General features: G+C 69.6%; 12 protein-coding genes. 8 read left to right on the top strand and 4 right to left on the bottom strand.

Going from position 1 to position 13178, the window contains the following annotated elements; translation table 11 throughout:
- The first annotated feature begins 129 nt into the window (after positions 1-129).
- Positions 130-1218 carry a BMP family lipoprotein gene (locus AQJ27_RS12610; RefSeq protein ID WP_067367778.1) on the top strand — a complete coding sequence of 363 codons (1089 nt, stop codon included), beginning with the start codon at positions 130-132 and terminating at the stop codon, positions 1216-1218.
- 173 nt (positions 1219-1391) lie between these two features.
- Here the strand turns inward: AQJ27_RS12610 and AQJ27_RS56355 are convergent, their stop codons facing one another.
- Positions 1392-1892 carry a sensor histidine kinase gene (locus tag AQJ27_RS56355; protein WP_159064350.1) on the bottom strand — a complete coding sequence of 167 codons (501 nt, stop codon included), beginning with the start codon at positions 1890-1892 and terminating at the stop codon, positions 1392-1394.
- Between the two features lie 297 nt (positions 1893-2189).
- On the opposite strand from AQJ27_RS56355, the gene AQJ27_RS12600 reads away from it, so the two are divergent.
- The 6 genes from AQJ27_RS12600 to AQJ27_RS12575 all read left to right on the top strand — a co-directional run bounded on the left by AQJ27_RS12600 (position 2190) and on the right by AQJ27_RS12575 (position 9405).
- On the top strand, positions 2190-3245 hold the full coding sequence (locus AQJ27_RS12600) for a BMP family lipoprotein (protein ID WP_067366563.1): 1056 nt from the start codon (positions 2190-2192) through the stop codon (positions 3243-3245).
- 337 nt (positions 3246-3582) lie between these two features.
- Positions 3583-5244 (top strand): ABC transporter ATP-binding protein, encoded by a 1662-nt coding sequence (locus AQJ27_RS12595; protein WP_079064937.1) that lies wholly within the window; start codon positions 3583-3585, stop codon positions 5242-5244.
- Positions 5241-6368: an ABC transporter permease gene (locus AQJ27_RS12590; RefSeq protein ID WP_067366557.1), complete on the top strand. Its 1128-nt coding sequence runs from the start codon at positions 5241-5243 to the stop codon at positions 6366-6368. The genes AQJ27_RS12595 and AQJ27_RS12590 overlap by 4 nt, the downstream gene beginning before the upstream one ends.
- Positions 6365-7627, top strand: coding sequence for an ABC transporter permease (locus tag AQJ27_RS12585; RefSeq protein ID WP_067366554.1), 1263 nt, complete (start codon positions 6365-6367; stop codon positions 7625-7627). The genes AQJ27_RS12590 and AQJ27_RS12585 overlap by 4 nt, the downstream gene beginning before the upstream one ends.
- Positions 7624-8037 carry a cytidine deaminase gene (locus AQJ27_RS12580; protein ID WP_079064936.1) on the top strand — a complete coding sequence of 138 codons (414 nt, stop codon included), beginning with the start codon at positions 7624-7626 and terminating at the stop codon, positions 8035-8037. Before AQJ27_RS12585 ends, AQJ27_RS12580 begins: the two co-directional genes overlap by 4 nt.
- A gap of 84 nt (positions 8038-8121) precedes the next feature.
- Positions 8122-9405, top strand: coding sequence for a thymidine phosphorylase (locus AQJ27_RS12575; RefSeq protein WP_067366551.1), 1284 nt, complete (start codon positions 8122-8124; stop codon positions 9403-9405).
- Positions 9406-9522: 117 nt separating this feature from the next.
- Here AQJ27_RS12575 and AQJ27_RS12570 read toward each other — a convergent pair whose 3' ends face one another.
- Positions 9523-10443, bottom strand: coding sequence for an AEC family transporter (locus AQJ27_RS12570; protein WP_067366548.1), 921 nt, complete (start codon positions 10441-10443; stop codon positions 9523-9525).
- A 145-nt stretch (positions 10444-10588) separates the two neighbouring features.
- On the opposite strand from AQJ27_RS12570, the gene AQJ27_RS51990 reads away from it, so the two are divergent.
- A complete protein-coding gene (locus AQJ27_RS51990) occupies positions 10589-10975 on the top strand; it encodes an STAS domain-containing protein (protein ID WP_079064935.1) in 387 nt (128 codons plus the stop codon).
- Here AQJ27_RS51990 and AQJ27_RS12565 read toward each other — a convergent pair.
- The gene (locus AQJ27_RS12565; RefSeq protein WP_067366545.1) at positions 10877-11866 is read right to left on the bottom strand and encodes a sigma-70 family RNA polymerase sigma factor; all 990 of its coding nucleotides are present in this window, start codon (positions 11864-11866) and stop codon (positions 10877-10879) included. The genes AQJ27_RS51990 and AQJ27_RS12565 overlap by 99 nt on opposite strands.
- Before the next feature lie 112 nt (positions 11867-11978).
- Entirely contained in the window at positions 11979-13172 is a 1194-nt protein-coding gene (gene dnaN, locus AQJ27_RS12560) for a DNA polymerase III subunit beta (RefSeq protein WP_067366542.1), read from the bottom strand.
- Positions 13173-13178: the final 6 nt, after the last annotated feature.

Genomic DNA, 13178 nt, shown 5'->3' with positions numbered 1-13178 from the left:
GCCCGGAGAAACCCCGTTCCCCTCCCCTTCTACGCGCGTTACTGTGCGCCGAAATCGCTGCGTCGGCGGCGTGTTGGGGAAGCGGACCGGCGACGGCCGTGGGGATGAAGGGTGCTTGCTGTGCGTCTGATGTCTCGGAGGACCAGGTTCTCCCAAGCAGCGGTGGCTGTCTCGGTCATCGCCCTCGCGGCGGTCGGTTGTGGCAAGTCGAGCACCGACTCGAGCACCGACTCGAGCAGCGACTCGAGTGGTGACTCGAGCAAGAGTTCGTCGGGCTACACCGGGAAGGGCATCGGTCTCGCGTACGACATCGGCGGCAAGGGCGACCAGTCCTTCAACGACGCCGCGTACGCCGGGTTCCAGAAGGCCGAGACCGAGTTCAAGATCACCGGCCGGGACCTCGAGCCGACCGACGGCGAGTCGGACGCCGACAAGGTGCAGCGCCTGGAGCAGCTCGCCAAGTCCGGCTACAACCCGGTGATCGGCGTCGGCTTCGCCTACGCGCCGGCCATCAAGGAGGTCGCCGCGAAGTACCCGAAGACCACCTTCGGCATCATCGACGACGAGCAGGACAAGGCGGCCAACGTCGCCGACATGGTCTTCTCCGAGGAGCAGTCCTCCTACCTCGCGGGCGTGGCCGCGGCCAAGGCGACCAAGAAGAACCACATCGGCTTCATCGGCGGCGTGGACATCCCCCTCATCCACAAGTTCGAGGCGGGCTTCGACCAGGGCGCCAAGTCGGTCAACCCGAAGATCAAGATCGAGTCGCAGTACCTGACGCAGACCCCCGCCGAGGGCGGCTTCTCCAGCCCCGACAAGGGCAAGGACGCGGCGGCCGGCCAGATCGAGAAGGGCGCCGACGTGCTTTACCACGCCGCCGGTCTGTCCGGTCAGGGCGTGATCTCCGAGGCCGCCGCCAAGAAGGTGTGGGCCATCGGCGTCGACTCCGACCAGTACTCGCAGTCGGCCCTCGCCAAGTACAAGGACTACATCCTTGGCTCGGCGCTGAAGAACGTCGGCGGCGCGGTCTACGACCTGGTGAAGTCGGTCGTGGACGGCAAGCCCCTCTCGGGCGTCGTGCGCGGCGACCTGAAGTCCGGCGGTGTCGGCTTCGCGGACACCAACCCGAAGTACAAGGCCATGACGGACGCCGTCGCGGCGGTCGAGAAGGCCAAGCAGGACATCGTCGACGGCAAGGTCACCGTCAACACGAAGTAACTCCGCAGGCCAAGCCGGAACAACCGCGCCGTCGCCCCCGACGCACCCTCACGGGTACGCCGGGGGCGACGGCGTGATGTCGCCGGTGCGCGACGTGCCACGGTCCCGGTCCCGCGGTCCTGGCGGGCTTTGAGGGTCGGGCCCACGACTCCTCTGCGGGAGGCCTGCCCGGGTCAGGTCGCCGAGGGCACCCGGCGGGATCCTGTCCGGTTCTGCCCCCGGCGGCACGCTGTGTGCCGCCGGGGCGTTCGTTTATCACCGGCGTACCGCCCTGGCGGCTCGCCGACCCGCAGACTGCGGCCGGCACGGCGCACCGTCACGGACGCCTTGCCGTCGTCGCTGTACTCGAGCGCGTTGGCCGGCACCTCTTGGACGATCCGGCAGGCGGTGACATCGACGCCGGGCGGCAGAGGGCGCGGTTCACCGGAGATCCGCACCTCGACCGGGAGGCCGACGAAGGCGATCCGGTCGACGAGGGTGCTCCGTCGACTCAGACTCGGCTGCGGTGTGAGCCCGGAGAGGTCTCCTTCGCCGTACCGCTCGGCCCGGTCGTCATGGCTATCGTCGTCGCCGTCGGGTGACGGCGCCGGCAGGCCCGGAACGTAGGGCAGTTCGGTCGTCGCGCGCCGAGAGCCCGCACCCGACCCCGAAGTCACCCTCTGGGGCGAGGGCACGCACCCGACCCCGCAGGGCCGCCCCCCGGGGCGAGGGCACGCACCCGACCCCGCACGGCCGCCCCCCGGCCGACCACGGGAGTTTGACGACAGGACCTGGAAGACACCCCGCACCCTCGACGGCCCCCAATCTTTGCCTCCCGCAAGCGCCCCGCCGCGTTCCGTAATCTGGGCGGCATCTGCGGCCACAGCTCGGTAACGGACCGGACAGAAGGGGTTTTCCGTCTGGTCTACGCGCGTTACGCTGCGGCGGAACCAGCGCCTGGTATGGGCGCTTGCACAAAGGAGTCAAGTTCCATGCGCCGGGTGTCCCGAATCACAGTTGCGGGCGTTGCGACCGCTACCCTCGCCGTTGCTCTCTCCGCCTGTGGCGGAACGTCCAGCGACGCCACCAGCTCCAGCTCCAGCGGCGGCAAGACCAAGGGTCTCGCCCTCGCGTACGACGTGGGCGGCAAGGGCGACCAGTCCTTCAATGATGCCGCCACCGTGGGCATGACGAAGGCCGACAAGGAGTTCGGCTACACCTCGCAGGCCGTCGAGCCGACCGACGGTGAGTCGGACGCCGACAAGACGCAGCGCCTCGAGCAGCTCGCCAAGCAGGGCTTCAACCCGGTGATCGGCGTCGGCTTCGCCTACGCGCCGGCCGTCAAGGAGGTCGCGGCGAAGTACCCGAAGACCACCTTCGGCATCATCGACGACGAGCAGGACAAGGCGGCCAACATCGCCGACCTGGTCTTCCACGAGGAGCAGGCCTCCTACCTCGCCGGTGTCGCCGCCGCCAAGGCCACCAAGTCGAACACCGTCGGCTTCATCGGCGGCGTGGACGTCCCGCTGATCCACAAGTTCGAGGCGGGCTTCAAGCAGGGCGTCGAGGACACCAAGAAGGGCGTCAAGGTCAAGTCGCAGTACCTGACCGAGACCGCCGCCGAGGGTGGTTTCTCCAGCCCGGACAAGGGCGCGAGCGCCGCGCAGGGTCAGATCGACGCCGGCGCCGACGTCGTCTACGCCGCCGCGGGTCTGTCCGGTCAGGGCGTCATCCAGACCGCGTCCAAGGACAAGGTCTGGGCGATCGGCGTGGACTCCGACCAGTACAAGCAGGACGCGCTGGCGAAGTACAAGGACGCCATCCTGACCTCGGCCATGAAGGACGTCGCCGGGGCCGTGTACAACCTCGCGAAGTCGGTCCACGACGGCAAGCCCGAGACCGGCGTCGTCCGCGCCAGCCTCGCCACCGGCGGTGTCAGCCTCGCCGACTCGAACCCGGTGTTCAAGAACAACGCCGACCTGCAGGCCGCGCTGAAGAAGGCCGAGGCGGGCATCAAGGACGGCTCGATCACGGTCAAGACCTCCTGAACGCGCTCATGACCCCCGGCCAAGGTCAAGACGTCATCACCGGGCGATAACCACTCGCCATCACCGGACGTCGAAACCATGGCCAAGGCAACGCTGTAATGGAAGCGTTACGGCCACGGAACGGGGTGTGGGGAGGATGACCTTCCCGCGCCCCGTTCGCGCGGCAGAATGCTCGGACCGGACGTAGCCGAATCAGATCGAGACCCCGATTGAATCCGATCGAACCAGATCGAACTCGATCGAAAATGAGATCGAATCGGGCCCGGCCAGTCCGAGCACTATTTAAAGCAGGGGCGCTACGCGCGTAGATAGGCCCCTTTCTCAAGGAGAGTGCGCCATCGACGCGTCCAGCAGCCCTCCGCTCACCGCACAGCCGATCGCGGTCGAGCTGGTGGGGATCACCAAGCGTTTCCCTGGTGTGGTGGCCAACCACGACATCCACCTGACGGTCCGCAAGGGCACGGTCCACGCCCTCGTCGGCGAGAACGGTGCCGGCAAGTCGACGCTGATGAAGATCCTCTACGGCATGCAGAAGCCGGACGAGGGCACGATCGCCGTCGACGGTGAGCAGATCGGTTTCTCGTCGCCGGCCGACGCCATCGTGCGCGGCATCGGCATGGTCCACCAGCACTTCATGCTCGCCGACAACCTCACCGTCCTGGAGAACGTCGTCCTGGGCAGCGAGAAGCTGTACGGCATCGGTGGCGGTGCCCGTAAGAAGATCAAGGAGATCTCCGACCGGTACGGGCTGAACGTGCGCCCGGACGTCCTGGTCGAGAGCCTCGGTGTCGCCGAGCGCCAGCGCATCGAGATCCTCAAGGTCCTCTACCGCGGCGCCCGCATCCTGATCCTGGACGAGCCCACCGCCGTACTGGTGCCGCAGGAAGTCGACGCACTCTTCGACAACCTGCGCGAGCTCAAGTCCGAGGGCCTGGCCGTCATCTTCATCTCGCACAAGCTGGGCGAGGTCCTCTCGGTCGCCGACGAGATCACGGTCATCCGACGCGGTACGACGGTCGGCACGGCCGTCCCCGCCGAGACGACCCCCCGCCAGCTCGCCGAGATGATGGTCGGCAGCGAACTCCCGACCCCGGAGACCGCCGAGTCCACCGTCACGGACAAGCCGGTCATCCAGGTGGCGGGCCTCACGGTCTTCGCCAGCGGTGCCCCCTCGCTCGGCGAGCTCGCCGAGCCGACGGGCGCCGGTCTGCTCAGCGAGGACACCGCCGAGACCGCCGCCGCGGTGCGGCGCATCCTCGACGACGTCACCTTCACCATCCACGCGGGTGAGGTGATGGGCATCGCCGGTGTCGAGGGCAACGGTCAGACCGAGCTCATCGACGCGCTGATCGGCCTCAAGCACGCGGACTCGGGAGCCATCACCTTCCTCGGCGACGAGATCACGGGGTGGGCCACCCGCAAGCGCCGTGAGAAGGGCATCGGGTACATCCCCGAGGACCGCCACCGTCACGGCCTGCTGCTGGAGTCCCCGCTCTGGGAGAACCGCATCCTCGGCCATGTCACCGAGGCCCCCAACGCGAAGGGCTTCTGGCTCGACATCAAGGGCGCCCAGGAGGACACCAGGCGGATCGTCAAGGAGTACGACGTCCGCACCCCCGGCATCGACGTCACCGCCGCCTCGCTCTCCGGCGGCAACCAGCAGAAGCTGATCGTCGGCCGCGAGATGAGCCACAAGCCGCGCTTCCTGATCGCCGCCCACCCCACCCGCGGTGTGGACGTCGGCGCGCAGGCCGCGATCTGGGACCAGATCCGCGAGGCCCGCCGCGAGGGCCTGGCCGTGCTGCTGATCTCGGCCGACCTGGACGAGCTGATCGGCCTGTCGGACACCCTGCGGGTGATCTACAACGGCAGGCTCGTGGCGGACGCCGACCCGGCGACCGTCACCCCGGAGGAACTCGGCTCGGCCATGACCGGCGCCGCCTCCGGACACCTGGAGCACGTAGCGGAAAGCGCCGCCCCGGAGGACGAGGCCCGATGAAGAAGTTCGACAAGGAGCGCGTGCTCCTCGCGGTGGCCGGCCCGGTCATCGCGCTCGTCGCGGCGGTCGCCCTGACGTCGATCGTGCTGCTCGCCTCGGGTAAGAACCCGTTCGAGCCGTACTCCCTGATGCTGGAGCAGGCCACCTACTCCGACATCCAGGTCCTGATCATCAACCAGGCGTCGATGTACTACATCGCCGCGCTGGCGGTGGCCATCGGCTTCCGGATGAACCTGTTCAACATCGGAGTCGACGGCCAGTACCGCCTCGCCGCGATGATGACCGCGGTGGTCGGCGCGCACCTCGCGCTGCCGTCCTTCCTGCAGATCCCCGCGCTCATGCTGGTCGCCATGCTCACCGGCGCCATGTGGGCCGGCATCGCGGGCGTTCTGAAGGTCACCCGCGGGGTGAGCGAGGTCGTCGCGACGATCATGCTGAACGCGATCGCCACCAGCGTCATCGGCTACCTCACCCTCTCCGACAAGTTCGGTGTGCAGCTCGGCAACAACATGACGACCGGCGTCATGAAGAAGTCCGGCTGGTTCCCCGGCATCAACCTCGGCTCGGACGTCGGCGAGATCTACGGCCTCGTCTTCCTCGCGATCCTCATGGGCGTCCTGTACTGGCTCGTCCTCAACCGCACCCGCTTCGGCTTCGACCTGCGTGCCACCGGCGCCTCCGAGACCGCCGCCGCGGCCTCCGGTGTCGACGCCAAGAAGATGGTGCTCACCGCGATGCTGATCTCCGGCGCGGTCGCGGGCCTGTCCGGTCTGCCGCTGCTGCTCGGCGACGCCCACACCTACAGCCTGACCTTCCCGACCGGACTGGGCTTCACCGCCATCACCATCGCCCTGCTCGGCCGCAACAGCCCCGTCGGCATCGCCTTCGCCGCCCTCTTGATCGCCTTCCTCGACAAGGCGTCCCCCGCCCTCGACTACGCGACCCCGGTGGCGTACGAGAAGGAGATCGCCACGATCATGCAGGGCCTGATCGTCTTCGCGGTCGTCATCTCCTACGAGGCCGTACGTGTCTGGGGCCTGCGCCGCCAGCAGAAGCAGGTCGGTGAGGAACTGGCCGCGGCCGCCGCCAACAACAACTCCCCGAAGGAGGTGGCTGCCCGATGAGCACCGTGACCGTCGCCAAGCCGCAGGCGCAGCAGCCCGGCAAGGGCAGCCGCCGATTCTCGCTCCCCGTACTCCTGTTGATCATCACGGGCGTACTGATCCTGACCTCGGTCGTCCGCCTGATCACCGGTGCGGACGGCATCACCTCGACCGGACAGATGTCCACGGCGCTGCGCCTCGCGGTGCCGATCGGCCTCGCGGGCCTCGGCGGCCTGTGGGCCGAGCGCGCGGGCGTCGTCAACATCGGCCTCGAGGGCATGATGATCCTCGGCACCTGGTTCGGCGCCTGGGCCGGCTACCAGTGGGGCCCGTGGACCGGTGTCGCCTTCGGCATCATCGGCGGCTGCCTCGGCGGCATCCTGCACGCCATCGCCACGGTGACCTTCAACGTCAACCACATCGTCTCCGGTGTGGCCGTCAACATCCTGGCGCTCGGCACCACCCGCTATCTGTCGAAGTTCACCTTCGAGGGCGCCCCGCAGGGCTCCTCCAAGCAGTCGCCCCCGGTCGACTCGCTCGGCACGTTCTCCATCCCAGGGCTCTCCAGCGGTCTGGACACGCTCAACCACAAGGGCTGGTTCCTGATCTCGGACATCGCCGGTCTGATCGCCGGTCTGATCACCGACCTGTCGCCGCTCACCGTCGTCGCGGTCGCCCTCGTACCGATCACCTGGTGGGTGCTGTGGCGCACGGCCTTCGGCCTGCGGCTGCGTTCCTGCGGTGAGAACCCGGTGGCCGCCGAGTCCCTCGGCGTCAACGTCTACAAGTACAAGTACATCGCCGTGATCATCTCGGGCGGCTTCGCCGGCCTCGGCGGCGCCTTCCTGTCGATCGTGGCGTCCAACGTGTACCTGGACGGCCAGACGGCCGGCCGTGGTTACATCGGTCTCGCCGCGATGATCTTCGGCAACTGGATGCCGGGCGGCCTGGCCCTCGGCGCGGGCCTGTTCGGCTACACCGACAGCCTCAACCTGCGCGGCGGCGGTACGAACGTCCACGCGCTGATCCTGCTGCTGGCGATCCTGCTGGTCTTCGGCGCGGCCTACCTGGTGTGGAAGAAGCGGTACACCCCCGCCGTCATCACCGCCCTGATCTCGGCGCTGATGTTCGTCTGGTACACCTCCACCAACGAGGTGCCCAAGCAGGTCGTGACCGCGACGCCGTACATCGTGACCCTGCTCGTTCTCTCGCTGTCCGCCCAGCACCTGCGGATGCCGAAGGCGGACGGCATGCCGTACCGGAGAGGACAGGGCAAGTGACGTCCGCCGACGCCGGGTCCACGGCCGTCGACTGGGAGGCTCTGCGGGAGCACGCGCGGGACGCCATGTCCCGGGCCTACGCCCCCTACTCGGGCTTCCCGGTCGGTGTCGCGGCCCTGGTCGACGACGGCCGGACCGTCACCGGCTGCAACGTCGAGAACGCCTCGTACGGGCTCGGACTGTGCGCCGAGTGCGGTCTGGTCTCCCAGCTGCTGAACACCGGGGGCGGTCGGCTGACGCACTTCACCTGCGTCGACGGACGGGGCGAGATCCTCGTCCCGTGCGGACGCTGCCGCCAGCTGCTGTACGAGTTCGGCGGGGCCGATCTGCTCCTGGAGACCCCGGCCGGAATCCTGCCGCTCTCCGAGATGCTGCCGCAGGCCTTCGGGCCGGAGAATCTCACCAAGTAACGCCTGCGCGGCCCCTCCCGACCGGACGATGAACGGCCGATCGGGAGGGGCCGCGGATTTTCGGAAGTCTTCGGAAGGAAAGCCATGGCCATGGACGCCGTCTCCGTCATCCGCACCAAGCGGGACCGCGCCGAGCTCAGCGACGCGCAGATCGACTGGGTCATCGACGCGTACACCCGCGGCGAGGTCGCCGACTACCAGATGGCCGCGCTCAACATGGCGATCCTGCTCAACGGCATGAACCGTCGCGAGATCGCCCGCTGGACCGCCGCGATGATCGCCTCCGGCGAGCGCATGGAGTTCTCCTCCCTCTCCCGCCCGACCGCCGACAAGCACTCCACGGGAGGCGTCGGCGACAAGATCACCCTTCCGCTGGCGCCGCTGGTCGCCGCCTGCGGCGCGGCGGTCCCGCAGCTGTCCGGACGCGGCCTCGGCCACACCGGCGGCACGCTGGACAAGCTGGAGTCGATCCCCGGCTGGCGCGCCCTGCTGTCGAACGAGGAGATGCTGCACGTCCTCGACACGACCGGTGCGGTCATCTGCGCGGCGGGCGACGGCCTGGCCCCCGCCGACAAGAAGCTGTACGCGCTGCGCGACGTCACGGGCACGGTCGAGGCGATCCCCCTCATCGCCTCCTCCATCATGTCGAAGAAGATCGCGGAGGGCACGGGCTCGCTGGTCCTGGACGTGAAGGTCGGCACCGGCGCCTTCATGAAGACCATCGAGGACGCCCGCGAACTCGCCTCCACGATGGTCGGGTTGGGCACCGACCACGGTGTGAAGACGGTCGCGCTCCTCACGGACATGTCGACCCCGCTGGGCCTGACGGCGGGCAACGCGCTCGAAGTACGGGAGTCGGTGGAGGTCCTGGCGGGCGGCGGTCCGGCCGACGTCGTCGAGCTCACCATCGCCCTGGCGCGCGAGATGCTGGACGCGGCGGGCATCAAGGACGCCGACCCGGCGAAGGCCCTCGCGGACGGCTCCGCGATGGACGTCTGGCGCCGCATGATCGCCGCGCAGGGCGGTGACCCGGACGCCGCGCTGCCCACCTCCCGCGAGCAGCACGTGGTGACGGCCCCGTCCTCCGGAGTCCTGACCCGCCTGGACGCCTACGACATCGGCATCGCCGCCTGGCGCCTGGGCGCGGGCCGCGCCCGCAAGGAGGACCCGGTGCAGGCCGCCGCGGGCGTCGAGCTGCACGCCAAGCCCGGCGACACCGTCACCGCGGGCCAGCCCCTGCTGACCCTCCACACCGACACCCCCGAGCGCTTCGAGTACGCCCTGGAGTCGGTCGAGGGTTCCTACGACATCGCGGCCGCGGGCACGGAGTTCAAGGCCACGCCGGTCGTGCTGGAACGTATCGCCTGACTCCGTACGGCAGTTGCCCCGTCCGGCAGCTGATTCCGTACGGCGGTGGAGGGGCCGGCGTGTCTGCGCCGGCCCCTTTCGCGTGCCCCCGTGCGGGTGCTGTCAGCCGAGTGTCCGTCAGCCGAGTACGGCCGCGATCACCACCAGCACCGGCACCGACAGGATCGTCGACAGCAGGATCGACTCCCGGGCCAGCGTCTCGCCGACCCGGTAACGCGAGGCGTAGGTGAAGAGGTTCTGGGCGGCGGGCAGCGCCGAGGTGACCACGACGTCGAGCAGTGGCGCGCCGTGCAGCCCGAACAGGCCCATGGCCAGGGCCCAGGCGGCCAGCGGCTGGCCCACCGACTTCAGGACGACGGACAGCAGCACCGGGTGCCGGTCCGCGCCCCGGCCGGGCAGCGTGCTGCCGCACAGCGAGATGCCGAACGCCAGCAGTACCGCGGGCACCGACATGTTGCCGATCAGCGTGAGCGGGTCCATGACCGGTCCCGGCAGCGTCAGACCCGTCGCCGACACCGCGACCCCGCTCAGTGAGCCGACCGCGATGGGGTTGCGCAGCGGAGTGATCAGCCGCTGCCACAGGGGGCCCTTCTCGCCGTCCCCCGACAGGTCGAGGACGGTGAGCGCGATGGGCGTGACCATGATCTGCTGGAAGAGCAGTACGGGAGCGACGAGCGAGGCGTCCCCCAGCACGTACACCGCGATCGGGATGCCGAGGTTGCCCGAGTTGACGTAACTGGAGCAGAGCGCGCCGATCGTCGTCCGGCCCACGCCCCAGCGGCGTACGACCCCGACCGCGACGAAGACACCGGCCGCCGCGGCCGTGCTCATCGCCGTCACCAGGAGCCGGCTGGAGAAGATCACCGACAGGTCGGCCCGGGCGAGCGTGGTGAACAGCAGCGCGGGGGAGGCCACGTGGAAGGCGAGCTTCGTCAGCACCTCCCGCCCGTTCTCCCCGAGATAGCCGCGGCGCCCGATGACGTAACCGACCCCGATGACGACGGCGATGACCGCGAAGCCCGTCAGCACGCCTTGCACGGTGTCTCCTTCGAGCGGAGGAGGCCGTCGGGTATCACGGGAGGCGCTGATTCATGGGGCATACACCCAACCCTCTGCGGCGGGAGGGGCGCAGGTCAATGTGATCCTTTGCGGGCGCCCGCCTCGAACGGGTCGGTTCTCCGCGATGAGTTCCGTGCCACCGGCCGGTCTACTGACTGTGGACCACACGACACCCGCCGTACTCGTGCTGCCCGGCCCCGTCACCCGTGACCAGGTGCCGGGGCTCTGTGACGACGTGCGCGTGCGGCTGGCGGCGACCGGTGCCGGGGTGGTGGTCTGCGATGTCGCGGACCTCGGTCCGCCCGGCCTGGCCACCGTCGACGCCCTGGCCAGGATGCAGCTCGCCGCCCGCCGGGCCGGGGGCCGCGTCCGTCTGCGCGCCCCGGCCCCGCCGCTCCTCCTGCTTCTCGATCTAGTCGGACTCCGCTTCGAGGTGGAGGGGGAGGCCGAAGAGCGGGAACCAGCGCTTGGTGTCCAGGAAGCAGTGGAACCCGGTGATGCGGCCGTCTGAGATCTCCAGCGCCTGGATCGCCCAGGCACTGAAGCCGCCCTCCTCCGGATCCGGCTTGTAGTGCGCGAACCCCGGCAGACCGTTGACCGCGACCGGCAGCAGGCGCGAACCCGCGCAGGAGGCACCGAGGGTCGTCATGAAACCGGTGATGTCGCCCGTGCCGCGCAGCCACAGGTCGAACGGCGGCATCGTCATGATCGCGTCCTCGTGGAGCAGCGCGGTCAGCGCCGTCATGTCGTACCCCTCGAACGCGGCGACATAGCGCTCCAGGAGCTTTCGCTGCTCCTCGTCGAGCGGGTCGGAGACGGCGGCCTCGGCGCTGTCGCTCTCCGCGAGGGTCGCGCGGGCCCGCTGCAACGCGCTGTTGACCGAGGCGACCGTCGTCCCGAGCAGCTCGGCGACCTCCGACGCCTTCCAGGCCAGGACCTCGCGCAGGATGAGCACGGCGCGCTGCTTGGGCGGCAGTTGCTGCAGGGTGGCCATGAAGGCGAGGCGCACCGACTCCTTGGCCACCGCGGCCTCGGCCGGGTCACTGACCGTGGGCAGCACGCGCGCGTCGGGCATCGGCTCCAGCCAGGTGTTGTCCGGGCGCGGGGTGAGCGCCGCCTGAGCCAGGGGTGAGGGACCGCTCAGATCCATCGGACGCGCCCTTCTGTTGCCCGCGTTCAGCATGTCGAGGCAGACGTTGGTGGCGATCCGGTACAGCCAGGACCGCATCGACGAACGGCCCTCGAACTTGTCGTAGCTCCGCCAGGCGCGGACCATCGTGTCCTGCACCGCGTCCTCCGCCTCGAAGGAGGAGCCGAGCATCCGATAGCAGTACCCGGTCAGCTCGACCCGGTGCTTCTCCAGCCGCACGTCCAGATCCGTCGTCGCCGTACCGTCGCTCATAGCCAACCCACCCCTGTGGCCGTTCCCGTCGCACCGTCGCCTCGTTGCGCCGGCACTTCGGAAGCTACCGCAGCCCACTGACAATGGCCCCCGGAGTGGGAAAAAGCGGAGCTCAGACCAATTGCTTCACGGACATGAGCAAATGCCGGTACACACCGCCCGCTTCACCCCCGGTTCCGTCCCCCGCTTCACCCCCGGCTTCATCCCCCGCCTCGCCTCCGGTTCCGTCCCCCGCCTCGGCCCCGCTCAGCAGCGCCCGCTGCCCCGGCCCCAGCATCTCCAGCCGCACCCGCGGCTGCTCGAAGGAGTTCAGGGCGTCCAGCAGATACGCCGGGTTGAAGGCGACGGTGATCTCCGCCGTGCCGGTCAGCGCCGCGGGCAGCCGCTGCGAGGCCACGTCGTCGGCGTATCCGGCGCGCAGCAGAACGGACCCCTCGCCGTCACCGGTGAAGTCCAGCCGTACCGGACTGTTCACCTCCGCGACGACGGCGACGCGCCGTACGGCCTCCGCCAGCGCCTCGCGCTCCACCTCCGCGACCGCGGCGTCGGACACCGAGAACAGCGAGCCGTGCCGCGGCAGCCGCCCCTCCATCAGCCGCACCGCCGTCCGCATCGGACCGCCCTCGAAGCCGATCATCCCGCCGCTCGCGGGGTCGAGCCCGATGCGCACGGCACCGGAGCGGGCCAGCGAACGGGCGATCTCGTGCAGCCGACGCGCGGGCAGCAGGGCCTCCACGACGCTGTCGAGGGGGACCTCGGGTTTCCAGGCCAGGGTGCGCACGGCGTACCGGTAGCGGTCCGACGCGGAGAGTGTCATTTCCTCGCCGGACAGCCGCAGCTGTACGCCGGTGAGGACCGGCAGCGTGTCGTCGCGCCCGGCCGCGACGGCGACCTGGGACACGGCGGTCGCGAACGCGGCGGCGTCCACCGTGCCGCGCGGCTCGGGCGGCACCGGCAGCGCCGGGTACTCGTCCTTGGGCAGCGTCGAGAGACCGAACCGGGTGCCACCCGCCTCCACCGTGAACCGTGTTCCCTCCAGCGCGCAGCTCACCTGTCCCCGCGGCAGCACCCGGCAGATGTCCAGCAGCCGACGCCCCAGCACGAGGATCAGACCGTCCGCCCCCGTCTCGGCATCGATCTCGGTCCTCGCCGCCGCCTCGAAGTCGAACCCCGAGATGCCGAGCCGTCCCGGACCGGCCTCCAGCAGCAGTCCGCCCAGCACCGGTACCGGCGAGCGGGTGGGCAGGGTGCGGGCCGCCCAGGCCACCGCCTCGGCGAGGTCGTCGCGATCGACGCGGAACTCCATGAAAGA

The sequence above is a fragment of the Streptomyces olivochromogenes genome, assembly GCF_001514115.1.
GTDB lineage: Bacteria > Actinomycetota > Actinomycetes > Streptomycetales > Streptomycetaceae > Streptomyces > Streptomyces olivochromogenes.
The sequence above is the reverse complement of the archived record's forward strand: the minus strand, read 5'-3'. Positions and strand labels throughout refer to the sequence as shown.